The 22789-nt window shown below is 52.1% G+C and carries 20 protein-coding genes; 10 read left to right on the forward strand and 10 right to left on the reverse strand.

Going from position 1 to position 22789, the window contains the following annotated elements; all coding sequences use genetic code 11:
• Positions 1–40 precede the first annotated feature (40 nt).
• The 5 genes from dnaN (at position 41) to ACF8PK_RS14075 (ending at position 6281) form a co-directional block, all read left to right on the forward strand.
• Positions 41–1141, forward strand: a complete 1101-nt coding sequence (gene dnaN / locus ACF8PK_RS14055) for a DNA polymerase III subunit beta (protein WP_004728728.1) — start codon at positions 41–43, stop codon at positions 1139–1141.
• 17 nt (positions 1142–1158) lie between these two features.
• A complete protein-coding gene (gene recF, locus ACF8PK_RS14060; RefSeq protein ID WP_004728729.1) occupies positions 1159–2238 on the forward strand; it encodes a DNA replication/repair protein RecF in 1080 nt (359 codons plus the stop codon).
• Between the two features lie 18 nt (positions 2239–2256).
• Positions 2257–4674 (forward strand): DNA topoisomerase (ATP-hydrolyzing) subunit B, encoded by a 2418-nt coding sequence (gene gyrB / locus ACF8PK_RS14065; RefSeq protein ID WP_038152652.1) that lies wholly within the window; start codon positions 2257–2259, stop codon positions 4672–4674.
• A 342-nt stretch (positions 4675–5016) separates the two neighbouring features.
• Complete coding sequence (locus ACF8PK_RS14070) at positions 5017–5433, forward strand: GreA/GreB family elongation factor (protein WP_014204170.1); 417 nt, start codon at positions 5017–5019, stop codon at positions 5431–5433.
• Positions 5434–5843: 410 nt separating this feature from the next.
• Complete coding sequence (locus ACF8PK_RS14075; RefSeq protein WP_038152653.1) at positions 5844–6281, forward strand: Hsp20 family protein; 438 nt, start codon at positions 5844–5846, stop codon at positions 6279–6281.
• A 40-nt stretch (positions 6282–6321) separates the two neighbouring features.
• On the opposite strand, the gene ACF8PK_RS14080 is transcribed toward ACF8PK_RS14075, so the two are convergent.
• The 3 genes from ACF8PK_RS14080 to glyQ form a co-directional block, all read right to left on the reverse strand.
• On the reverse strand, positions 6322–7572 hold the full coding sequence (locus ACF8PK_RS14080; protein WP_158107899.1) for a valine--pyruvate transaminase: 1251 nt from the start codon (positions 7570–7572) through the stop codon (positions 6322–6324).
• Between the two features lie 186 nt (positions 7573–7758).
• On the reverse strand, positions 7759–9825 hold the full coding sequence (glyS, locus tag ACF8PK_RS14085; RefSeq protein WP_158107900.1) for a glycine--tRNA ligase subunit beta: 2067 nt from the start codon (positions 9823–9825) through the stop codon (positions 7759–7761).
• Positions 9826–9839: 14 nt separating this feature from the next.
• Positions 9840–10757: a glycine--tRNA ligase subunit alpha gene (glyQ, locus tag ACF8PK_RS14090; protein WP_004728737.1), complete on the reverse strand. Its 918-nt coding sequence runs from the start codon at positions 10755–10757 to the stop codon at positions 9840–9842.
• A gap of 418 nt (positions 10758–11175) precedes the next feature.
• Between glyQ and ACF8PK_RS14095 the strand changes: the two genes are divergently transcribed.
• Both ACF8PK_RS14095 and ACF8PK_RS14100 read left to right on the forward strand, forming a co-directional pair.
• Positions 11176–11730, forward strand: coding sequence for a TMEM165/GDT1 family protein (locus ACF8PK_RS14095; RefSeq protein WP_004728738.1), 555 nt, complete (start codon positions 11176–11178; stop codon positions 11728–11730).
• Between the two features lie 141 nt (positions 11731–11871).
• The gene (locus tag ACF8PK_RS14100) at positions 11872–12132 is read left to right on the forward strand and encodes a hypothetical protein (RefSeq protein WP_014204166.1); all 261 of its coding nucleotides are present in this window, start codon (positions 11872–11874) and stop codon (positions 12130–12132) included.
• A 34-nt stretch (positions 12133–12166) separates the two neighbouring features.
• Here the strand turns inward: ACF8PK_RS14100 and tusA are convergent, their stop codons facing one another.
• Positions 12167–12415 carry a sulfurtransferase TusA gene (gene tusA, locus ACF8PK_RS14105; protein ID WP_004728740.1) on the reverse strand — a complete coding sequence of 83 codons (249 nt, stop codon included), beginning with the start codon at positions 12413–12415 and terminating at the stop codon, positions 12167–12169.
• 137 nt (positions 12416–12552) lie between these two features.
• Here tusA and ACF8PK_RS14110 point away from each other — a divergent pair, with 137 nt between their 5' ends.
• Entirely contained in the window at positions 12553–12738 is a 186-nt protein-coding gene (locus tag ACF8PK_RS14110; RefSeq protein WP_038152659.1) for a hypothetical protein, read from the forward strand.
• A gap of 103 nt (positions 12739–12841) precedes the next feature.
• Here ACF8PK_RS14110 and ACF8PK_RS14115 read toward each other — a convergent pair whose 3' ends face one another.
• Both ACF8PK_RS14115 and ACF8PK_RS14120 read right to left on the reverse strand, forming a co-directional pair.
• Positions 12842–14338 (reverse strand): diguanylate cyclase, encoded by a 1497-nt coding sequence (locus ACF8PK_RS14115; protein WP_392441878.1) that lies wholly within the window; start codon positions 14336–14338, stop codon positions 12842–12844.
• Entirely contained in the window at positions 14335–15525 is a 1191-nt protein-coding gene (locus ACF8PK_RS14120) for a diguanylate cyclase domain-containing protein (RefSeq protein WP_392441880.1), read from the reverse strand. Before ACF8PK_RS14120 ends, ACF8PK_RS14115 begins: the two co-directional genes overlap by 4 nt.
• A 476-nt stretch (positions 15526–16001) precedes the next feature.
• On the opposite strand from ACF8PK_RS14120, the gene ACF8PK_RS14125 reads away from it, so the two are divergent.
• Together ACF8PK_RS14125 and ACF8PK_RS14130 are read left to right on the forward strand one after the other, a co-directional pair.
• Positions 16002–16142 (forward strand): hypothetical protein, encoded by a 141-nt coding sequence (locus ACF8PK_RS14125; protein ID WP_199244850.1) that lies wholly within the window; start codon positions 16002–16004, stop codon positions 16140–16142.
• Positions 16143–16315: 173 nt separating this feature from the next.
• Positions 16316–17272, forward strand: coding sequence for a LysR family transcriptional regulator (locus tag ACF8PK_RS14130; RefSeq protein ID WP_038152669.1), 957 nt, complete (start codon positions 16316–16318; stop codon positions 17270–17272).
• 34 nt (positions 17273–17306) lie between these two features.
• Here ACF8PK_RS14130 and ACF8PK_RS14135 read toward each other — a convergent pair whose 3' ends face one another.
• From ACF8PK_RS14135 to ilvE, 4 genes are all read right to left on the reverse strand, one after another.
• The gene (locus ACF8PK_RS14135) at positions 17307–18287 is read right to left on the reverse strand and encodes an MDR family oxidoreductase (RefSeq protein WP_004728747.1); all 981 of its coding nucleotides are present in this window, start codon (positions 18285–18287) and stop codon (positions 17307–17309) included.
• A gap of 160 nt (positions 18288–18447) precedes the next feature.
• The gene (gene ilvA, locus ACF8PK_RS14140) at positions 18448–19980 is read right to left on the reverse strand and encodes a threonine ammonia-lyase, biosynthetic (protein ID WP_004728748.1); all 1533 of its coding nucleotides are present in this window, start codon (positions 19978–19980) and stop codon (positions 18448–18450) included.
• A gap of 6 nt (positions 19981–19986) precedes the next feature.
• Positions 19987–21828, reverse strand: coding sequence for a dihydroxy-acid dehydratase (gene ilvD, locus ACF8PK_RS14145; RefSeq protein ID WP_004728749.1), 1842 nt, complete (start codon positions 21826–21828; stop codon positions 19987–19989).
• Between the two features lie 12 nt (positions 21829–21840).
• Positions 21841–22782: a branched-chain-amino-acid transaminase gene (gene ilvE, locus ACF8PK_RS14150; RefSeq protein ID WP_004728750.1), complete on the reverse strand. Its 942-nt coding sequence runs from the start codon at positions 22780–22782 to the stop codon at positions 21841–21843.
• Positions 22783–22789 lie beyond the last annotated feature (7 nt).

Raw genomic sequence — 22789 nt, forward strand, 5'->3', positions numbered from 1 at the left:
TGTGTCACGTCGTTTATCCAATCTCGTTTAAGAGCACACTATGAAATTTACGATTGAACGTAGTCACTTCATTAAACCACTGCAACAAGTATCCGGCACGTTAGGCGGGCGAGCAACGTTGCCGATTTTGGGTAACTTGCTGCTGAAAGTGGAAGACAATCAGCTCTCCATGACCGCGACGGATCTGGAAGTTGAACTGGTCAGCCGCGTGACGCTGGAAGGTGATTTCGAAGCGGGCACCACCACGGTGCCAGCGCGCAAATTCCTCGACATCTGCCGTGGTCTGCCGGATGCGGCGGTGATCACGGTGGTGCTGGAAGGCGATCGCGTGCAAGTGCGCTCAGGGCGCAGCCGCTTCTCTTTAGCAACCTTACCCGCCAGCGATTTCCCGAACATTGAAGATTGGCAAAGCGAAGTGGAATTGTCGCTGACCCAAGGCGAACTGCGTGGCCTGGTTGAGAAAACACAGTTTTCGATGGCCAACCAAGACGTGCGTTACTACCTCAACGGCATGCTGTTTGAAATTGACGGCAGCACGTTGCGCAGCGTGGCGACCGATGGTCACCGCATGGCGGTGTCGCAAACCGAACTGGGCGCAGATTTCGCCAACAAGCAAATTATCGTACCGCGCAAAGGGGTACTGGAACTGGTGAAACTGCTGGATGCGCCTGAGCAACCAGTGGTGCTGCAAATCGGTAGCTCAAACCTGCGTGCTGAAGTGAACAACTTTGTGTTTACTTCCAAGCTGGTTGATGGCCGTTTTCCGGATTATCGCCGCGTATTGCCGCAAAATACCAACAAAACGCTACAAGCGGGCTGTGATGAATTGCGCCAAGCGTTTTCGCGTGCCGCGATTCTGTCAAACGAGAAATTCCGGGGCGTACGCGTCAATCTGGATGGCGGCGAAATGCGCATTACCGCCAACAACCCAGAACAGGAAGAAGCCGAAGAGATGCTTGACGTCAACTTCGACGGCGAAGCGATCGAAATCGGTTTTAACGTCAGCTACGTGCTGGATGTACTCAACACCCTGCGGTGTGAAAACGTGCGCGTCTCGATGTCCGATGCAAACGCCAGTGCGCTGATTGAAAACGTCGATGATGACAGCGCCATGTACGTGGTGATGCCCATCCGCCTGTAATTCATGACGATTGCGCTATGCCGCTTACTCGACTGATTGTTCAGCAATTTCGCAACATTAAAGCCTGTGATATTCCGCTATCATCAGGCTTTAACTTTCTTATTGGCCCCAACGGCAGTGGCAAAACCAGCGTGCTGGAAGCCATTTATCTGCTCGGTCATGGCCGCTCGTTCAAGAGCACTCTGACGGGGCGTGTGATTCAGAATGAGTGCTCAGAACTCTTTGTTCACGGTCGTTTTTTGACCTCGGATCAATTTGAGCTACCGATTGGCATTAATAAGCAGCGCGATGGCTCAACAGAGGTTAAAATAGGCGGTCAATCTGGGCAAAAGTTAGCGCAACTGGCTCAGGTGTTACCGCTGCAATTGATTCACCCGGAAGGGTTTGAATTGCTGACGGACGGACCGAAACAACGTCGTGCGTTTATCGACTGGGGCGTGTTTCACACTGAAGTGGCATTCTTTGATGCCTGGGGCCGATTCAAACGGCTCAACAAACAGCGCAATGCGCTGCTCAAGACCGCGAGCAGTTATCGCGAGCTCAGCTATTGGGATCAAGAACTGGCCAGACTGGCGGAAAACATCGACCAGTGGCGCGGGGCCTATGTTGAGCAGATGAAACGTGTGGCAGAGGAGTTATGTCGCACATTTTTGCCGGAATTCGAGATTACATTGAAGTATTATCGAGGCTGGGAAAAAGAGACGCCGTATCATGAGATACTGCAAAAAAACTTCGAACGTGATCAATTGCTTGGATACACGTTCAGCGGTCCTAACAAAGCAGATTTAAAGATAAAAGTGAACGGAACACCAGTGGAAGATGTTCTGTCACGAGGCCAGCTCAAATTGATGGTCTGCGCCCTGCGTGTCGCGCAAGGGCAGCATTTGACCGAGCTGACCGGGAAGCAATGCATCTATTTGATTGATGATTTTGCTTCCGAACTCGATAGCCAACGTCGTAAGCGTCTCGCTGACTGCTTGAAAGCGACGGGGGCACAAGTTTTTGTAAGTTCTATTACTGAAAGCCAGGTTGCCGACATGGTCGAGCCGAACAGCAAGATGTTTCATGTGGAACATGGCACAATAGGGCAAGGATAAATAGTGAGAGAGTAACTCATGTCGAATAATTACGATTCATCGAGTATTAAAGTACTGAAGGGTCTAGACGCGGTACGTAAGCGTCCGGGTATGTACATCGGCGACACTGATGATGGCACCGGTCTGCACCACATGGTTTTTGAGGTGGTGGATAACTCGATTGATGAAGCGTTAGCGGGTTACTGTAAAGACATCATCGTGACCATTCACGAAGATAACTCGGTATCGGTCAGCGATGACGGTCGTGGTATTCCGACCGAGCTCCACCCTGAAGAAAAAGTGTCTGCGGCAGAAGTCATCATGACGGTTCTGCACGCCGGCGGTAAGTTTGATGACAACTCCTACAAAGTATCCGGTGGTCTGCACGGGGTTGGTGTGTCGGTGGTGAACGCCCTGTCGGAAAAAGTGGTCCTGACCATTCACCGCGGTGGCAAAGTGCACACCCAAACCTACCGTCACGGTGTTCCTGAAGCGCCATTGGCGGTCGTGGGTGATACCGATCGCAGCGGCACCATGGTCCGTTTCTGGCCAAGCGCTGAAACCTTTACCAACATCGAATTCCATTACGAAATTCTGGCGAAACGCCTGCGCGAGCTGTCGTTCTTGAACTCTGGCGTGTCCATCAAGCTGGTGGATGAGCGCGAAGACAACAAACAAGATCACTTCATGTACGAAGGCGGTATTCAAGCGTTTGTAAACCACCTGAACCGCAACAAAACGCCCATCCACGAGAAAGTATTCCACTTCAACTCTGAACGTGAAGATGGCATCAGCGTGGAAGTGGCGATGCAGTGGAACGATGGTTTCCAAGAAAGCATTTACTGTTTCACCAACAACATTCCACAGCGCGATGGTGGGACGCACTTGGCCGGTTTCCGTGCGGCGTTAACGCGTACACTGAACACTTACATGGACAAAGAAGGCTACAGCAAGAAAGCCAAAACCGCGACGTCGGGTGACGATGCGCGTGAAGGGTTGACGGCGGTCGTGTCGGTGAAAGTGCCTGATCCAAAATTCTCGAGCCAAACCAAAGACAAACTGGTGTCTTCAGAAGTGAAATCTGCGGTTGAATCGGCCATGGGCGAGAAGTTGAATGACTTCTTGGCAGAAAACCCATCGGAAGCGAAAATCGTGTGTAGCAAAATCATCGATGCAGCACGTGCGCGTGAAGCGGCACGTAAAGCACGTGAAATGACACGTCGTAAAGGCGCACTGGATCTCGCGGGCCTACCCGGCAAACTGGCGGACTGTCAGGAAAAAGATCCAGCGTTGTCTGAACTCTACATTGTGGAGGGTGACTCAGCGGGCGGTTCTGCAAAACAAGGTCGTAACCGTAAGAATCAGGCGATTCTGCCGCTGAAAGGTAAAATCCTTAACGTAGAAAAAGCACGTTTTGACAAGATGTTGTCATCGCAAGAAGTGGCCACGCTGATCACAGCGCTGGGCTGCGGTATCGGCCGTGACGAATACAACCCAGACAAACTGCGTTACCACAACATCATCATCATGACCGATGCGGACGTCGATGGTTCTCACATTCGTACGCTGCTGCTAACGTTCTTCTACCGTCAAATGCCGGAGCTGATTGAACGTGGCTACATCTACATTGCTCAGCCACCTTTGTACAAAGTGAAGAAAGGCAAACAAGAGCAGTACATCAAAGATGAAGAGGCGATGAACCAATACCAGATCGCACTGGCGATGGACAACGCAGAGCTGCACGTGAACGCTGACGCACCAGCATTGGCGGGCGCACCGTTGGAGAAATTGGTTCAGCAATACAATGCTGCCATCAAACTGATCGAACGCATGAGCCGTCGTTACCCGCATTCTCTGATCCATGAATTCATCTACATGCCACGCATGACGGCTGAAAAATGTCAGGATGAAGCTGGCGCGCAAGCGTGGACGCAACAACTGATTGATCAGTTGAACGCCAAAGAAGTGGGCGCGAGCCAATACAGCTTCACGCTGGAACACAACGCGGAACACAACGTCTACTCACCGCGCATCAAAGTACGCACACACGGTGTGACGCACGAATACCTGCTGAGTGTGGATCTGCTGAACTCCAAAGAGTACGGCAAGCTGGCTGAATTGTCTGAAGCGATGCATGGCCTGATCGAAGACGGTGCATACATCAAACGTGGCGAGCGTACACAACCGGTGGCGAGCTTTGCAGCGGCCCTTGATTGGCTGATCAAAGAATCACGCCGTGGCTTGTCTGTACAGCGCTACAAAGGTTTGGGTGAGATGAACCCGGATCAGCTATGGGAAACCACCATGGATCCAGAAACACGTCGCATGATGCAAGTCACCATCGATGATGCCGTGGGTGCGGATGAGCTGTTTACCACACTGATGGGGGATCAAGTTGAACCTCGTCGTGCGTTCATCGAAAACAACGCCCTGAAAGTGGCGAACCTCGACGTATAGTCGGTTTAATCCAGGCACAAAAGCAGCGACAGGTTCGCTGCTTTTTTATTTCTTGTTGCAGACAAATTGCAACTTTATCCCTCTTTTCACCCCTTTTCGATGCTTCCTCCTTCCTTTCTGAGCCCTGTTGCCACTTTGTGTCTTTTCTTAGGGTGGGGCGCCATTTTGTTCCGCTGGGCGCTTTTGCTTTCTATGGTGAACTCGCTATAGTGCAATGAGTTGGATAACAAAGCATCAAGGAGGCAGCAGATGGTTACGTTCCTGGCTTAAGCCGGGAGTGGCGTCACTTCCGGTTTACCTACCCAAGATTGTTGAATCGGTAATGCGTTCAAAGGAGCCATCATGTTCGCTCGTTTTATCATGGCATGTGGTGATGCCATACGCACCTGGTGGCTGACCAGCCGCTTTGTGACGTATCAGTCACCGCTGCGTTTGTTGCAACTGCAACACACCTGCGCGCTGCAGAAACGCTGTCGCAATGCCACGCGTATTGCGCTGGGAGATACGGTGCATTTGGTGGATACCGAACGTTATCATCAGTATCGCATGACGCTGGTGGCGTCTCATCAGCATCAACCGCTGTCTGGCCAGTTGGCTTGGGATTCGTACCTAGGCTCTGCGCTCATGGGGCGGGCGCGCGATGACGTGTTGGAACTCCGTATTCTCGGTCGTTCTCGCCGATATGCGATTACCGAAATTGTCTATGAAGTTCAGCCGCCAGCTCGTCCTTTGCGATGTGGCTGCGTCTTATGTCAGTGAACGGAGATCCTCATGAGTAAGCAGATGCAAAAGAAACCTCAAATGACCCTGAAAGAAAAACGTCGCCAGAAGCAGGAAAAAGCGCAGGAGAACGGCGTGATTAAATTGCGTAAATCACGCGGTTAATCGCCTCGAGTCTGGATAAAGTGCGAGAAGCCCGATCAATGATCGGGCTTTTTGATGATTGAAAAAAATTTTTGGTACATGGCTTGAAAGTACGCTGCGCGACCTTATATATGAAACTGAAGGGGATGCCGAATGGATTCCCACACCGTGGTGACGCGGGATCGCTCCGATGAGGATCAACGCCACTACACCATTAACCAATCAATGGCCTCATGTCTGAAGAATGAGGACCGTGCCTTAACCGATCAAGGTTAAGACTATTGCTTAATCAAGAGGATAGTATGATGAGAACTGTAGATTTCACGCCTTTATACCGCAACGCAATTGGCTTTGACCGTCTGTTGAACATGATGGAAGCCAACACCGCCAAAAATACACAGGGCGGTTACCCTCCATACAACATTGAACAGCAAGAAGAGAACAAATACCGCATTACCATGGCGGTGGCTGGATTTGCGGAGGATGAACTGGACATTACGCAGCAAGAAAATACGCTGATTGTGCGTGGTGAACGCCAGCCGGAAGAGAATAAAAACTACATCTACCAGGGCATTGCGGAACGCGATTTTGAGCGCAAGTTCCAACTGGCAGATTACGTCAAAGTGATTGGCGCAGTGATGGAAAAAGGGTTACTGCACATCGACTTAGAACGTGAAATTCCGCAGGCAATGCAACCGCGCAAAATTGCCATCAACGGCACCCAGTTGCTTGAGAATCAATAATGAAAAAGCCCGCTTCGGCGGGCTTTTTTATGCGCGGTGGTTAACCTTCCAAGTACGCTTTTTTCACTTCCTCGGCGATGATAGCAATGCCTTGTTGCATCGCGTCATCGTTCTGCACGTAGTTCATGCGAAGGCACTGATGGGCATGCGCCCAGTCTTCTTTTTGGCCGATGAAGAAATACTCTCCCGGCACGATCAGCACGCCACGTGCTTTAAGGCGACGGTAGAGTTCTAGGGTCGTGATGGGCAGTTCATCAAACCACAGCCACAGAAAAATTGCGCCTTCAGGCTTATGAATGCGAAAACGTGGGTCGTCGATCGCCTGTTGCAGCAAGGCCACCGCGCGCTGTGATTTCTGGCGGTAGAACGGCTTGATCACGTCTTGGCTAAGACGCAGCAGATCGCCTTTTTCAATGATGCGATGCGCCACCGCTGGGCCGACACTCCCCGGCGCCAAACTGATGATGCCATTCATGTTGGTCAGCGCTTGGGTGATGGCTTCGCTGGCAATCACAATGCCGCAGCGCACGCCCGGCAGCCCTAGCTTGGACAGACTCATGCACAAAATGGTGTTGTCGTTCCAAAAGGGTTCCACGTCTTCAAAAATGATGTTGGGAAACGGCACGCCGTAAGCGTTGTCGATGATGAGTGGAATGTTGTTGTCGCGCGCCAGTTGGTCCAGCTTATGGATTTCTTCTTCCGTCAGCACGTTGCCAGTTGGGTTGGTTGGTCGGGAGGCACAAATCGCCGCCACCGATTCATCGACGGAAAGCTGCTCAAAATCGACGTGGTATTTGAACAGGCCGTTATCGAGTAGTTCGATTTCTGGGTGGTAGGAGACAAAAATATCTTCGTCGATGCCCGCATCGCCATAGCCGATGTATTCCGGGGCCAGTGGCAGCAAAATTTTCTTGAAGCTGCCGTCCGGTTGGCGCCCGGCCAGCAAATTGAACAGATAAAAGAAGCCGCTTTGGCTGCCGTTGGTCAGGCTGATGTTTTTTTCGCTGATGTCCCAGCCGTACGTGTCGCGCAATAGTGTGGCCAGTGCTTTGACCAGCACATCTTTGCCTTGTGGGCCGTCGTAGTTGGTCATGGCAGCAATCAGAGAGCCGTCGGCCAGCATCTCTTCACTGGTGAGTTTAAAATAATCGAGCATTTCCGGAATCGCGGCCGGGTTGCCGCCACCGAGCATGATGGCGCCTGGCGTGCGCAGACCATCGTTTAAATCGTCCATTAACTGGGTTATTCCGGAGTACCGATTAAATTTCTCGCCAAAAGTAGAAAACTGCATGATTCGACTGCCTAAAGTGTTGTGTTTGTATCTTGTTGGTTAGCGGGAGGAATCTCCGCCATTTAGAGTAGTTCTTGAACATACCGCAATGTTTTTGACAGGCAAAGTACTATTTTGTTTTCGATCAAAAAACAAAGCCCGACTCCAGAGAGTCGGGCTTTGAACAAACCAAGTCGAAGAACGACGTTATTTCTGCAACAGGGAGATATCCGCGATTTGCAGGAACAGGTTACGCAGGTTATTCAGCAGCGTCAGACGGTTTTTCTTCAGCGCTTCATCATCGGCCATGACCATCACGTTGTCGAAGAACGCATCGACCGGTTCACGCAGACCCGCCAGTTGGCTCAGTGCCTGCTGGTAGTTACCGGTGGCAAATGCTGGTTCCAGTGCTTCAGTCATCACTTCGACCGCTTCTGCCAACGCTTTTTCTGCGTCTTCTTGCAGTAGTGCCAAGTCAATCTCTTGCGCCAGCTCGCCGTCGAATTTCGCCAGGATGTTACCCACACGTTTATTCGCTGCTGCCAACGCTTCGGCCGCGTCGAGGTCACGGAAGTGCGACACCGCTTTCACACGGCGGTCAAAGTCAGCCGGTTTGGTTGGGTGACGTGCCAACACCGCTTGAATGATGTCCACGCTGAAGCCTTCGTCTTGGTACCAAGCACGGAAACGGCCCAGCATGAATTCAATCACGTCTTGCTCAACATTGTCGTTGCTCAGGCGATCACCAAACAGTGATTTCGCTTTGGCGACAAGGTCGACCAAATCCAGGTTGTAACCGTATTCCACGATGATACGCAGTACACCCAGTGATGCACGGCGCAGGGCAAACGGGTCACTGCCTTTCGGCGCTTGGCCAATACCAAAGATACCCACGATGGTGTCCAGTTTGTCCGCCATCGCGACAGCGGCAGACACGCCATTGGTTGGCAGGCTGTCGCCAGCGAAACGCGGCATGTACTGCTCGTTCAGTGCCACAGCTACTTCTTCGGCTTCACCGTCGTGGCGGGCGTAGTGCATGCCCATCACACCTTGGGTGTCGGTAAATTCGAACACCATGGAGGTCATGAGGTCACATTTGGCCAGCAGACCAGCTCGTTTGGATTTCTCGACATCGGCACCGATTTGCTCAGCAATGTAACCTGCAAGCTCGGTGATACGATCGGTTTTGTCTTTGATGGTGCCCAGTTTTTGCTGGAAAATTGCCGTTTCTAGCTGAGGCAGGCGATCAACCAGTTTGCTCTTCAGGTCGGTGTTGAAGAAGAACTCGGCGTCAGCCAGACGTGGGCGAACCACTTTCTCGTTCCCTTCAATAACATGGCGAGGCTCTTTGGACTCGATGTTGGACACGAAGATGAAGTTAGGCAGCAGGTGCTTGTTGGCGTCGTAAACTGGGAAGTATTTCTGGTCACCTTTCATGGTGTACACCAGGGCTTCCGCTGGCACTTTGAGGAATTTCTCTTCAAATTTCGCCGTCAGGACCACTGGGAATTCAACCAACGAGGTCACTTCTTCAACCAGATCGTCTTCCAGGTCGGCAATGCCGCCCAGTTCTGCAGCCGCTTTTTGGGCGCCGTCGATGATCATCGCTTTACGGGTTTCGTAATCAGCAATCACTTTACCGCGCTCTAGCAGAATCGCAGGGTACTGCGCTGCCGAATCGATGGTGAATTCAGGTTCACCCATGAAGCGGTGGCCACGGATGATGCGGTCTGATTTCACGCCGAGAATTTCGCCGTCGATCAGGGTGTCGCCAAACAGAATGGTCAGGGTTTTGACCGGACGGATGAATTGCGTTTCTTTATCGCCCCAACGCATCGGTTTGGCGATCGGCAGATGAGCCAGTGCTTTGGCAGCCATGTCGACAACCACGGCAGCGGTGTCTTGGCCTTTCACTTGCTCTTTAAACAGCAGCCATTCACCTTTGTCGGTGACGAGGCGTTCAGCTTGCTCAACGGTAATGCCATTGCCGCGTGCCCAGCCTTGTGCGGCTTTGGTTGGGTTGCCGTCGGCATCAAACGCGACGCTGACCGCAGGACCCCGTTTTTCAACCACTTTGTCCGGTTGACCTTCTGCCAAGTTGGCCACTTTCAGTGCCAGACGACGTGGGGTGGCGTACCAAGTCACGCCATCGTGTGCGATGCCCGCATTGTTCAGTTCTGCAGTAAAGTTTGCTGCAAACGCTTCTGCCAGTGTACGCAGTTGTTTTGGCGGCAGCTCTTCCGTACCCAGCTCAATCAAAAATTCTTTTGCCATGTGACGTCTTCCCCTTACTTCTCTTCGGACTTTTTGCACATTGGGAAGCCCAGTGCTTCACGGGATGCGTAATAAGCTTCAGCCACTGACTTCGTCAGGTTACGAATACGCAGGATGTAGCGTTGACGTTCCGTGACGGAAATCGCTTTGCGTGCATCCAGCAGGTTGAACGCGTGTCCGGCTTTCAGAATGCGCTCGTATGCTGGCAATGGCAGTGGTTTTTCCAGTGCTAACAGGTGGAGACACTCTTTTTCGCATTGGTCGAAGAAGGTGAACAGGAAGTCGACATCGGCGTGTTCGAAGTTGTACGTGGACTGTTCGACTTCGTTTTGGTGGTAGATGTCACCGTAGGTCACTTTACCTAGTGGGCCATCGGTCCATACCAAATCATACACAGAATCTACGCCCTGAATGTACATCGCTAGACGCTCGATACCGTACGTGATTTCGCCGGTAACTGGCTTACACTCAAGACCACCCACTTGCTGGAAGTAAGTGAACTGCGTCACTTCCATGCCGTTTAGCCACACTTCCCAACCCAGACCCCAAGCACCGAGTGTTGGGTTTTCCCAGTTATCTTCCACGAAGCGGATGTCGTGTACTTGTGGGTCAACGCCCAGCACTTTCAGAGAACCGAGGTACAGCTCTTGAATGTTGTCTGGTGACGGTTTAATGATGACCTGGAATTGGTAGTAGTGTTGCAGACGGTTCGGGTTTTCACCGTAACGACCATCTGTTGGACGGCGTGAAGGTTGAACATACGCTGTAGCGATTGGCTCTGGGCCAAGAGCTCGTAAGCACGTCATTGGGTGAGACGTACCTGCGCCCACTTCCATATCTAATGGTTGAACAATGGTACAGCCTTGTTGGGCCCAATAATCCTGCAGCGCGAGGATCATACCCTGAAAGGTTTTGATATCGTATTTTTGCATAGTCAGGTTCGCGCGATTCTTCTGTCTGAATTGATAAAAAATAACGATCAAGTATACCGAGTTATTCCCCGACAAAGTAGAGGAAATCTTGCTTAATTAATCGGCGAAATTCTCTTTTCATGGAGTTTTTTGCCTTTAAGCTGCGCAAATTTCCTCGTGTTGACGCTTTTCGTCATCTTGGGGTTGAGAATTGTGCCGAGGCTGGATAGAATTCCCCCGTCTTTGGGGAGTAGCTTCTCGATCAAATGCCCTCATTTGATCGGTTCGTTCGTCAACACAATTGGTGCACAATCACCATGGCGTTCGAGACTCGGTGCCGACCGGGTTTAGCAAGACCTTAGACAAACATCACGAACCGGGGTGGGGCGTGTCTGTTTGTCTATGGTTATATAATTATCCCTGCCCCAATGAGCAAGTCGTGAGCGTTTTAGCTATCTCTATTACTACTGTTGCACTGGCCGAAATCGGGGATAAAACCCAGCTTTTGTCGTTATTACTCGCCAGTCGATACCGTAAACCGATCCCTATTATTGCTGCTATCTTTCTGGCAACGATTGCCAACCATGCTTTGGCGGCGTGGCTTGGGGTGGTCGTGGCCGATTATCTGTCGCCTGAGGTGTTGAAATGGGTGCTGGTGGTGAGCTTTTTGGCGATGGCCGCCTGGGTGCTGATTCCCGATAAAATTGATGATGACGAAGAGATTTCCAATCGGGGACCGTTTGTGGCCAGCTTCATTGCCTTCTTTGTGGCGGAAATTGGCGATAAAACGCAAATTGCGACCTCCATTTTGGGCGCGCAATATGCTGATGCATTGTCGTGGGTGGTTCTGGGCACCACCATCGGTATGTTGCTGGCGAACGTGCCCGTGGTGCTGATCGGTAAATTATCGGCCGACAAAATGCCACTGGGTCTGATTCGGAAAGTGACTGCGGCGCTGTTTGCGGCATTGGCCGTGGGCGCGGCGGTTTTTTAACCGACAAATATGCTGTGAAACAAACGATTAGCGACGGTCAGGCGCACGCAATTTCCGCTCCATAGCGTGATATTCGCCATATTCGTGTCATACTTGTCATGCTAGTGTAAAGGGCAACCATCATCGCGAGAGGGTAGGTGTATGCTGACACGTTATATGGGTATGAGCGCCAAAAGTCAGAGTTACCTGTTTACTTTGGGTCTGGCGTTAACTTTGCTTGGCATGTCGCTAACGGACATGTGGTTACCGATGGTGGCGGGGGCCATCATTATGACGGGACTCACGGTGGAGTCGTGGATTCGTGTGGCGCACATCATTCCGTTGCATGAAGAAGTCCGTGCGATGCAAAAGCAGATTCATCGATTGCAAGCGGAAGTCCGCGCCATCGAACATCAGGAATAAACCAAAGGCTGCCTCGGGCAGCCTTTTTTGTCTGCTAGTCCAGCCCTTTCTTAATCAGGTACTGGTACGGCAGTTCGTCGGTTTTCGCACCGAGCAACTGATGATCCATAAATCGGCAGAAGCTTGGAATGTCACGCGTGGTCGAGGGATCGTCGGCCTTAATCAACAGGACGTCACCGTCGTTCATGGTACGAATTGTCTTCCTGACCATCATCACTGGCTCTGGGCAGCGTAATCCTTCCGCTTCTAACACCAATGTGGCTAATTCAGGATTAAAAGTCATGGTCAAACCTAATGGATGTCACAAATCAGGTCTAGATAATACTGGCGAAGAAAAAATATTCAATAAGCGCTTGGCAAAGTGATCTTTTTGTTTTAATTTAGTTAACAAGTTGGTAACAAATAACGAGGGAGTGCAATATGTTGACAGCACTAGACAGACTGACCATCTACTCGGTTCTGTGTTTTATTTCCTTTTGCGCCCTTGTGATGCGAACGCCAACCGAAACCTCATTGATGCCGCTACTCGGCGTGAGTGCTTCGCTATTTGGGATTTGGCTCGAGATGCATCGCTGGCAAGGTGCATCTGGTGAGCAAGAACACTAACACACACTTGTCAAACTACGCTCAATTACATTCCGACACTATCCCCATTTTTCTTGGGCTTCCCCGCTGAAAGGCGGGATTTTTTTGCCTACGATTCGGCGCTTTAACCAAGGGACGGTTCATCGCCCGGCCTCGAGACGTCGTCATGGATAATGCGGTTACGGCCGCTGCGTTTGGCCTCATATAAGCGCGCATCGGCAAGGGAGATGGCATCAGCATCGGCGCAGGAGGCGAGCCCTGCACTGAACGTCACTTGGGGCGGGCCTTGATGCCATTGGTATTGCGCGATGCTCAGGCGCAGTTGCTCCAACATCTCCAGCGCTTGCGATGGGGTTACGCGCACAAACACAATGATGAACTCTTCGCCGCCGTAGCGATAAATGCGCGTACTTTGCGGGGGGAGTTGTGCCTCGGCAATCGCGGCAAATGTTTTGAGTACGGTGTCGCCGGTCTGATGGCCATAGGTATCATTGATGGACTTGAAATAATCGATGTCCAACATCGCCACGAGCGTTGCCCCATCCTCGATGAGTGATGGCAGGTCGTTGTCCAGCGCACGTCGATTGTTCAGGCCGGTTAAGCCGTCGATCAAACTCTCTTTCCTCAACGTGTTGCGTCGCTCAGAAACCAAGTGAATGGCGTCGGCGATATTCAGATTGCCGGGCACCTGCGTAGCTTTCATTAAGCCGGTCACGAGATGCTTTTCGACCTGCTGGATTCTTCTTCTCATATACAGCCAGCACAGGGTGTTGATTGTCAGTGAGAAGGTCAGAAAATAGACAATGCTTTTGCTCTCATGAAACACAAAGCGGTTTAAGCTGCGTTTGGGCACTTCGTAGATCACATACCATTCCGGGTTGGAGAGGTTGGAATAGTAATAAAAGGCGGAATGGCCCTCATGGATGCCTGAATAGGCCGTGAGATCCGCGGCGGTGAGCGATGCGGCTGGGGGAATGCCCGCAATCAAGGTGCCTTCGGTGTCACTCAAAGACAAGCGTCCGCTGGAGGGGCCTTGAATGGTCTGAAAAAAATGGGTGATCAAGGATGGGCGAATCGATAACGCAATCATGCCTTTGGGTTTTAAGGCCTGAGAATAAATCGGCAAAGAGACGTGAATGGCATGACCGCCTACGTCACTCGCGCGCGTGGAAAAGCTAAATTGCGCAGGCGAGCCATACGAGATGACCTTTTTAAACCACGGCTGCTGCTGAGGCGCGTCATTGTGCGGGGCGGCGGCGTTGGGTAACGCTGCCGTCATGAAGGTTTGCCCCTGTAGATCGCTAACGGTGATCGATTCGACATACGGCAATAAATGCAATGCATCTTGCATTTTCGCGTGATGATGGCTGTTTGGGTCGGGGAATAACGTCTCGCGCAATTGGGTGGTGATCAGCACTTGATTGAGATTTTTTTCGTAGATCGACAGTTTACGCGCGGTGGTTCGGCTCAAGTCGAGGACGAAATCGAGATTCAAGTTGTGGTAAGAATCGACAATCACTTCACGCTGAATCCAATAGGCACTGATGCCGCCGATGATGAGTATCGAGGTCATCAACCCAAAGAGTTTGTTCACCTTGGTGGAAATGCTTAAGTGTTTCATGATTGCGCGCTCGGGGTTATCGCTGACCCGTTAATGTTGTTCTTGCCGGACTGTTTCGCGTGATAGAGCAATTGGTCCACCGCCGAGATAAATTCGGGGAGTGTTTCGCCATCCCATGATTTGAGGCCGGCGCTAAACGTAATGCTAGGCATGCCTTCACGCCATGCACGTGAGGCAAATGAGTGGCGGAAATTGTCCAACAAAGCGTGCGCGCGTGCGGCGCTGATGCCTCTGAACAGAATGGCGAACTCCTCTCCACCATAGCGATAACTGCGCACCTGAATGTGATCAAAATAGCTTTTGGCCATGGCGGCAAACGCGCGTAAAACGTCATCGCCACACTGGTGACCAAAGGTGTCGTTGATGCGTTTGAAGTTATCAATATCGATCAGCGCCAGCAACGTCCCCCCCTCATCAGACAGCGCGCTGGCGAGGTCTTTGTCAAAGGCGCGGCGATTGAGGGCGCCAGTCAGTTCATCGAGCAACACACGGCTGGCCATCAGATCTGCGGCTTTATGGCTGTCATTGATGGTGGTGTCGACGAATTTATCAATCGATTGATTGTTGTCGTTGAGTTTTCGAATCACGTGGAAATAAAACAGCTTTAATTCTTCACACAGACTCCACCAAAAAAAACACAGCAGCGAAAGAGTGATCCCGACGACCACAAACAGAATAAGGCTCTCTTTGAACAGTGAACTGGTGAGTACGTCACCGTCCACGGCCATGATGATCGTCCAGTTGAGGTGATTTAATCGACTGTAATAGATTTTTTTGTGCTGTTGGTGATCAAAATACGCGCCGTCCTCACCGAGTTGGGTTTGGCTTAAGTCAAACAGGGCATTTTTGCTGCCCCAAACCACGGCACCGACGTTATCGACGACATACACATTGGTGGGTATGGTTTCTTGCATTTTGTCGAACAAGACATTCAGCCGCGCGGGCACGATATCAATCCCGATCACCGCGTAATTGGATGGCTCGTTAAAGATCACTTTGGAGAGCGTGGCGATACGTTCTTGAGAAAATTTATCCACGTAGAGATTGGTGTATTTAATCTGTTGATGATTTTCTGTGGGATCAATAAACCAAGGCCTGGACGCATGAGCATATATTTTATTGCGATTGATGATGGGCGCGTTGCCAAGCATTTTTTCTTTATCACTAATATATATCGCTGACGCCATGGGAATTAAATCCAAATAAAACAACAGCAATTCATTTAAATGAATGGCATTGTCTGTTGGGCCATATTTTGATTCCAATAAATGAATCATGACCTCAAGTTTCATTTCAATGTTAGAAAAAACATGTTCAACTTCAACTTTATAATCATTCAGCATTCGATGGGAAATATCATCATAAATACGTTGTTGATGGTGCCATTGAAATAAGCTGGACGTCACACCAACCGTCACGGTCAGGACAAGTAGACTTAGAAAAAATCTGCTCTTCATTTAGGTCGTTAATATGTTTTTAAGCGTCGATAAAAACCACGCATGATATTTAGTTTCATGTGTGGCGTACTCTTTTTCGAGTGGAGAAAAAGGCGGCAAATATAAACGAATTTTGGTGATTTTAGAAACATTATCGATCGATATTCGCTATTTTTTGCGTGATATTAATAACTCATATTGATCATATGGGGGCATGTAATTTGATTATGAAACGCACAGCATTCGATGTGGTGATTGATGGCGTTTTCATCATTTTTAGACAAGATATTGCGCATGATGATCCGTATTTGTCGCCGGTTAAAACGGCTACTCATGTGACGGTTTTACACGGTGTACTTGATGATTGAGCGCTGATTCACGTCATCTGTAGAGGATTGTGCGCGTTATCGTTTGCGTAGCGAAAAATACATGTCGCAGGACGATGAGATTGAAGCCGCTTTTTACCCAACGTAAGGTTGCGTGGTTTTTTCTACGCGATTGGTTACACTCGAGTCAATCGAACTTGATGCTGGAAAAGAGTGTGGAATTAGAAGACATCTACCGTCGCGATCTCAATTTGCTGGTGGCGCTGCGCGTGTTGGTTGAAGAGTGCAGTGTCAGCAAAGCGGCGGAGCGGCTGAACCTCAGCCAATCGGCGATGAGTCGTGTGCTTGGCCGTCTGCGTGAGCTGCTGGGTGATCCGCTGTTTACTCGTCAAGGACAGCACCTGATCCCGACGGAAAAGGCGTTGGCGTTTAACCGTGAACTTGGTGAGCCGCTGGAAAGCCTGCGTCAGTTGTTGTCACCGACGGAGTTTAATCCGACATCCTGCGATCAAACCTTTACCATTGCCACCACCGATTATGCGATGCAGACCATTTTGCCGTTTGCGTTGCCGCGTATCTATCAGGAAGCGCCCAATGTGGCATTTGAGTTTCTGCCGCTGCAACACGAGCGCTTGGTGGATCAGCTCACTTACGATGGCGCCGATCTGGCGATTTGTCGTTTGATTCGTTCGGTCGAACCACTGCAAAGTGAAGTGTTGGGGCGTGTCGGGGTGTTGTGCTTGCTTTCGCGTCACCATCCGCTGGCACAGCAGTCGATGACCTTGCAAGATTACCTCGATTTTCCCCATGCGATGATTGCCATCAGTGATGGGGTGAAAGCGCTGCTTGATCAGGCGTTGGAAGGATTGCCCCCGCGCCGTATGGTGCTCAGGGCGTATCATTTGGAAGCAGCGCTGGCGATTATCGACACCATGCCGCTGATCATCACGGTACCAGCTGACTTGGCATATCTGGTTGCGGAACGCTATGACTTGGTGGTGAAGCCGCTGCCGTTTTCCTTTACGCCGTTTGATTATTCGATGATTTGGCACCCGCGCTGTGAGCATTCGCCCGCGCAGGAATGGCTGCGTAGTATGGTGAAGGAAGAGTGCAGTAAATTGATTGCCAAGCGGGTTGAAGACATGGGCTTGGACGAATCAAGGCCCGATTAGGGCCTTGAGATAGAGAATGTCGCGAGCGCGCAGATTACAGCTTAATCACCACGCGGCCGGTCACTTGACCCTTGGTGATGTCTTCTGCGTATTGCGGTGCTTGCGCTAGGTTAATTTCAGTGCAGGCTTGCTCGAAGTAACTTGCCGGCAGCAGCTCAACCAATTTTTCCCAAGCGGCGATGCGTTTTTCGCGCGGGCAGTTCACGGAGTCAACCCCTTGCAGGCGAACGTTGCGCAGAATAAATGGCATCACCGTGGTGGGCAGATCAAAGCCACCCGCCAGGCCACACGCGGCCACGGCGCTGTTGTAGTCCATCTGCGCTAGCACTTTCGCCAGCACTTTGCTGCCGACGGTATCGACGGCGCCTGCCCACACTTGTTTTTCCAGCGGGCGTGCTGGCTCTTCAAATTCACTGCGATCGATGATGCGAGCTGCGCCCAGTTTTTGCAGCAGCGGACCGTTTTGTGCCACGCGACCGGTCACTGCAGCCACTTGATACCCCAATGAGGCCAGCAGGGTGACGGCAACCGAACCCACGCCACCACTGGCGCCAGTCACCAACACTTCGCCATCTTGAGGTTGAATGCCCGCATCAAGCAGGGCTTGGACACACAACATTGCGGTGAGGCCTGCGGTGCCGATCATCATCGCTTGTTTACCATCAAAGCCTTGTGGCAGAGGCACCAGCCAGTCGCCTTTTAGGCTCGCTTTTTGCGCCATGCCACCCCAATGGTTTTCACCCACGCCCCAGCCGGTGAGGACCACATTGTCACCTGCCTGATAGCGTGCATCTTGTGAGCGGATCACTTTGCCTGCCAGATCGATACCCGGCACCATCGGAAACTGACGAATGATTTTGCCTTTGCCTGTGATGGCCAACCCATCTTTGTAGTTCAGAGACGAGTAGTCGACAGCGATCAGCACGTCACCTTCCGGCAATTGCGCTTCATCAATCTGCTCAATACTGGCCAGCGTACGTTTATCTTCTTGATTCAAAATCAGAGCTTGAAACATGGGGGTCTCCACACATGGTAAACATTGACTGTAGTCTAAATCTGATAGGTCTATGAAATAAATGAAACTTTAGCATGATATCTATGCGCAAAAAGCATAGTCAAAGTAAGGATATGGCGAAGAGAGAAAAAACAAGCCACCGCAGTGGGTGGCTTGAGTCTTATTTAGCGAGGAAGAAACGATAGGCTGGGTTGTCGGTTTCATCTTTCGACTGATAGCCCAGTTCCACCACGTGCGCCGAGAAGCGTGCCAGATCGTCGTCACTGAGTTCAAAACCACATAACACGCGGCCGTAATCGGCGCCATGGTTGCGGTAGTTGAACAGGCTGATATTCCAGTGAGTCCCCAACGTGCTGAGGAACTTAAGCAGCGCGCCCGGGTATTCCGGAAATTCAAAGCTGTACAAGCGCTCACGAAGGGGTTTGGATGGACGTCCGCCAATCATGTAACGAATGTGCAGTTTGGCCATTTCATCATCGGACAGATCTTGCACCGGATAACCGGACTGACGCAGTTCGTGAATGATGGTTTTCAGCTCTTCCTGACCGCCCATCAGCCGCACACCAACAAAGATGTTGGCCAGTTGGTCATCACTGTAGCGGTAGTTGAACTCGGTGACTGCACGGCCGCCGATGATTTGGCAAAATTCAAAGAACGCGCCTTTGCGCTCAGGAATGGTGACCGCCAGCAGGCCTTCCCGTTTTTCACCCAGTTCGCAACGTTCGGACACGTAACGCAACCCGTGGAAATTGGTGTTGGCACCGGACAGCACGGTCGCCAGTTGCTGGTCTTGCAGCCCATGTTGCTCGGCAAATTTCTTCAGGCCCGCCAGTGCCAGCGCGCCAGACGGTTCGGCAATCGCACGTGTATCTTCAAAGATGTCTTTGACTGCTGCGCAAATCTCATCGCTGGACACGGTGATGTGGCCATCGAGGTATTTCTGGCACAGACGAAACGTTTCATCACCGATGCGTTTGACCGCCACGCCGTCGGCAAACATGCTGACTTGATCGAGCACCACCGGTTCACCGGCATCGAGCGCGGCTTTGAGGCAGGCTGAATCTTCCGGCTCGACCGCAATCACTTTGATTTCCGGCATCAGCTGTTTGACCAGCACCGCGACACCCGCCGCGAGGCCGCCACCGCCAACCGGTACAAAGATGTAATCGAGATGGCCGTTTTGCTGCAGCATTTCCATGCCGATGGTGCCCTGACCGGCAATCACCAACGGGTGATCGAACGGCGGCACAAAGGTATAGCCAAATTCTTCAGACAAACGTTCCGCTTCGGCTTTGGCTTCATCGAAGTTACTGCCAAACAGCACCACGTTGCCGCCAAATCCGCGTACCGCCTCGACTTTAATGTCCGGCGTGGTGCGCGGCATGACGATGGTGGTTCGAATGCCCAGTTTGGTGCCCGACAGCGCCATGCCTTGCGCGTGGTTACCTGCCGATGCGGCGATCACGCCCGCATTTTTCTGCTCTTCCGTCAGGCTGGCCACCATGTTGTAGGCGCCGCGCAGTTTGAATGAATGCACCGGCTGGCGGTCTTCCCGTTTGAGTTGCACCTGATTGCCAATGCGCGCCGACAGACGCGGCATGGCTTGCAGGGGGGTCACGTTCGCGACTTCATACACTGGCGCGCGCAGGATCTGGCGCAGGTAATCTGCGCCAGTTTGTTGAGTGAGCGTCATAGATGATTAGCCCTCAAGTTTGGATTTATCGCGCACCGCTCCTTTGTCAGCACTGGTTGCCATGCTGGCGTAAGCTTTAAGTGCAAATGAAACTTCACGTTGGCGATCAACGGGTTTCCAGCCGAGTTGGTCTTGCGCTTCACGACGCGCCGCCATCTCTGCATCAGAAATTTGCAGCACAATCGAACGATTGGGAATGTCGATCGCGATGGTATCGCCGTTTTTCACCAAACCAATTGCGCCGCCGTTGGCCGCTTCCGGAGAGGCGTGACCAATCGATAGGCCAGACGTCCCGCCGGAGAAACGACCATCGGTTAGCAGCGCGCACGCTTTGCCAAGGCCCATGGATTTGAGGTAGGTGGTCGGGTAGAGCATTTCTTGCATGCCCGGGCCGCCTTTGGGGCCTTCGTAACGAATCACCACCACATCACCGGCTTTGACTTTACCGCCCAAAATGCCTTCAACCGCATCTTCTTGGCTTTCAAACACCACGGCTGGGCCTTCAAATTTGAGAATGCTCGCGTCCACGCCGGCGGTTTTGACGATACAACCATCAAGGGCAATGTTGCCTTTCAGCACGGCCAGACCGCCGTCTTGGCTGAAGGCGTGTTCTTTGGTGCGAATACAGCCTTCCTGACGGTCATCATCCAGCGTATCCCAACGGCAATCTTGCGAGAATGCCTGCGTGGTACGAATGCCCGCAGGGCCTGCGCGGAAGAAAGTTTTCACCGCGTCAGAGTCGGTTTGTTTGACGTCGTATTGCGCCAACTGCTCGGCCATGGACAATCCCAGCACGGTGCGTGTGTCATCGTGCAGTAGGCCTGCGCGTTGCAGTTCACCCAGAATGCCCATCACGCCTCCGGCGCGGTGCACATCTTCCATGTGATATTTCTGTGTCGACGGCGCCACTTTACACAGGTGTGGCACCTGACGTGACATGCGATCGATGTCGGTCATGTCGAAATTCACTTCACCTTCTTGCGCTGCGGCTAGCAGGTGCAGCACGGTGTTGGTCGAGCCGCCCATCGCGATGTCCAGCGCCATGGCGTTTTCAAACGCATCTTTGGTGGCGATGTTGCGTGGCAGTGCGGTGGCATCGTCTTGCTGGTAGTAACGCTTGGTCAGATCGACGATGCGACGACCCGCGCTCAAAAACAGTTCTTTACGGTCTGCGTGCGTGGCCAGCAGAGAGCCGTTACCCGGCTGAGAAAGGCCCAGCGCTTCGGTCAGACAGTTCATGGAGTTGGCGGTAAACATGCCCGAGCACGACCCACATGTTGGACACGCAGAGCGTTCCACTTGCTGGCTCTGCTCGTCCGAAACGTTTGGATCGGCACCCTGAATCATGGCATCGACCAGATCGAGCTTGATGATTTGATCGGACAGCTTGGTTTTACCCGCTTCCATCGGACCGCCAGAGACAAAAATGGTCGGAATGTTGAGGCGCATGGACGCCATCAGCATTCCCGGGGTGATTTTGTCACAGTTGGAGATACACACCATGGCGTCAGCGCAGTGGGCGTTCACCATGTATTCCACCGAGTCGGCGATCAGTTCACGGGAGGGCAGCGAGTAAAGCATGCCGCCGTGGCCCATTGCGATGCCGTCATCGACCGCAATGGTATTGAATTCTTTGGCGATGCCGCCCGCGGCTTCGATTTCCCGCGCCACCATCTGACCAAGGTCTTTGAGATGGACGTGCCCCGGCACGAATTGGGTGAACGAGTTCACCACGGCAATAATCGGTTTACCGAAATCTTCTTCTTTCACACCGGTTGCGCGCCACAGTGCGCGTGCACCGGCCATGTTGCGTCCATGGGTGGTGGTGGCCGAACGATACTTAGGCATAATCTTGTCTCCTTACTTCGCTTGCTCAGGGTATACGTAATCCAACCAGCCCCACTTGTCTTCGGTGGTGCCGTTGAACAGGCCGAAGTAGGCCTTCTGCATCGCTTCGGTCACCGGACCGCGTTTGCCGATGCCCACGGTGATTTGGTCAATGCTGCGTACCGGGACGATTTCCGCCGCCGTGCCGGTCATGAACACTTCGTCGGCTAGGTACAGGGCTTCGCGGGAAATATTGGCTTCACGCACGTTGTAGCCCATGTCTTTGGCCAGCGTCATGATCGAATCACGCGTGATGCCCGGTAGGATGGAGCTGGTGGTCGGTGGCGTGAGGATCTCACCGTTTTTGACCACAAAAATGTTCTCGCCCGCGCCTTCAGACAGGTAACCATCCACGCTCAGTGCAATCCCTTCTGCGTAGCCGTGACGACGCGCTTCGCCGCCCACCAGCAGAGAAGATAGGTAGTTGCCGCCCGCTTTGGCCGCAGTTGGAATGGTGTTCGGCGCAGCGCGATGCCAGCTGGAGATCATCGCATCGACGCCATTTTCCAGCGCTTCTTCACCCAAGTACGCGCCCCAAGGGAACGCCGCAATGATGACATCCATTTCGGTGCCGGTTGGCGGACATACGCCCAGGCCCACGTTGCCGACAAACGCCAGCGGACGAATGTAGGCGCTGTCGAGTTTGTTGGCGCGCAGTGTTTCGCGGGTCGCTTCCATGATCTCTTCTTGAGAATACGGGATTGGGAAGCGGTAGATCTTGGCCGAATCAATCAGGCGCTGAGCATGCTCACGGTGACGGAAAATGATCGGACCTTTAGGCGTGTTGTAGCAGCGCACGCCTTCAAATACGGAGGTGCCATAGTGCATGGCATGGGTCAACACGTGAACGGTCGCGTTGGCCCATGGCATCAGTTCTCCATTGAACCAAATGTAATCTGCAGTTTTTGTTGCCATGATTGCC

The sequence above is a fragment of the Vibrio sp. CJQ_6 genome (genome assembly GCF_043106745.1).
Taxonomy (GTDB): domain Bacteria; phylum Pseudomonadota; class Gammaproteobacteria; order Enterobacterales; family Vibrionaceae; genus Vibrio; species Vibrio furnissii.

What these genes read in the sequence shown, in the direction of transcription:
- ACF8PK_RS14125 (WP_199244850.1), top strand. Translation starts at nt 16,002, where the DNA reads ATGAAACGCACAGCATTCGATGTGGTGATTGATGGCGTTTTCATCATT.
- ACF8PK_RS14115 (WP_392441878.1), bottom strand. Translation starts at nt 14,338, where the DNA reads ATGAAACACTTAAGCATTTCCACCAAGGTGAACAAACTCTTTGGGTTG.
- ACF8PK_RS14110 (WP_038152659.1), top strand. Translation starts at nt 12,553, where the DNA reads ATGTTGACAGCACTAGACAGACTGACCATCTACTCGGTTCTGTGTTTT.
- ACF8PK_RS14070 (WP_014204170.1), top strand. Translation starts at nt 5,017, where the DNA reads ATGTTCGCTCGTTTTATCATGGCATGTGGTGATGCCATACGCACCTGG.
- gyrB (WP_038152652.1), top strand. Translation starts at nt 2,257, where the DNA reads ATGTCGAATAATTACGATTCATCGAGTATTAAAGTACTGAAGGGTCTA.
- ACF8PK_RS14135 (WP_004728747.1), bottom strand. Translation starts at nt 18,287, where the DNA reads ATGTTTCAAGCTCTGATTTTGAATCAAGAAGATAAACGTACGCTGGCC.
- glyS (WP_158107900.1), bottom strand. Translation starts at nt 9,825, where the DNA reads ATGGCAAAAGAATTTTTGATTGAGCTGGGTACGGAAGAGCTGCCGCCA.
- ilvE (WP_004728750.1), bottom strand. Translation starts at nt 22,782, where the DNA reads ATGGCAACAAAAACTGCAGATTACATTTGGTTCAATGGAGAACTGATG.
- ACF8PK_RS14080 (WP_158107899.1), bottom strand. Translation starts at nt 7,572, where the DNA reads ATGCAGTTTTCTACTTTTGGCGAGAAATTTAATCGGTACTCCGGAATA.
- recF (WP_004728729.1), top strand. Translation starts at nt 1,159, where the DNA reads ATGCCGCTTACTCGACTGATTGTTCAGCAATTTCGCAACATTAAAGCC.
- ilvA (WP_004728748.1), bottom strand. Translation starts at nt 19,980, where the DNA reads ATGACGCTCACTCAACAAACTGGCGCAGATTACCTGCGCCAGATCCTG.
- tusA (WP_004728740.1), bottom strand. Translation starts at nt 12,415, where the DNA reads ATGACTTTTAATCCTGAATTAGCCACATTGGTGTTAGAAGCGGAAGGA.
- ilvD (WP_004728749.1), bottom strand. Translation starts at nt 21,828, where the DNA reads ATGCCTAAGTATCGTTCGGCCACCACCACCCATGGACGCAACATGGCC.
- dnaN (WP_004728728.1), top strand. Translation starts at nt 41, where the DNA reads ATGAAATTTACGATTGAACGTAGTCACTTCATTAAACCACTGCAACAA.
- ACF8PK_RS14100 (WP_014204166.1), top strand. Translation starts at nt 11,872, where the DNA reads ATGCTGACACGTTATATGGGTATGAGCGCCAAAAGTCAGAGTTACCTG.
- ACF8PK_RS14075 (WP_038152653.1), top strand. Translation starts at nt 5,844, where the DNA reads ATGAGAACTGTAGATTTCACGCCTTTATACCGCAACGCAATTGGCTTT.
- glyQ (WP_004728737.1), bottom strand. Translation starts at nt 10,757, where the DNA reads ATGCAAAAATACGATATCAAAACCTTTCAGGGTATGATCCTCGCGCTG.
- ACF8PK_RS14120 (WP_392441880.1), bottom strand. Translation starts at nt 15,525, where the DNA reads ATGGCGTCAGCGATATATATTAGTGATAAAGAAAAAATGCTTGGCAAC.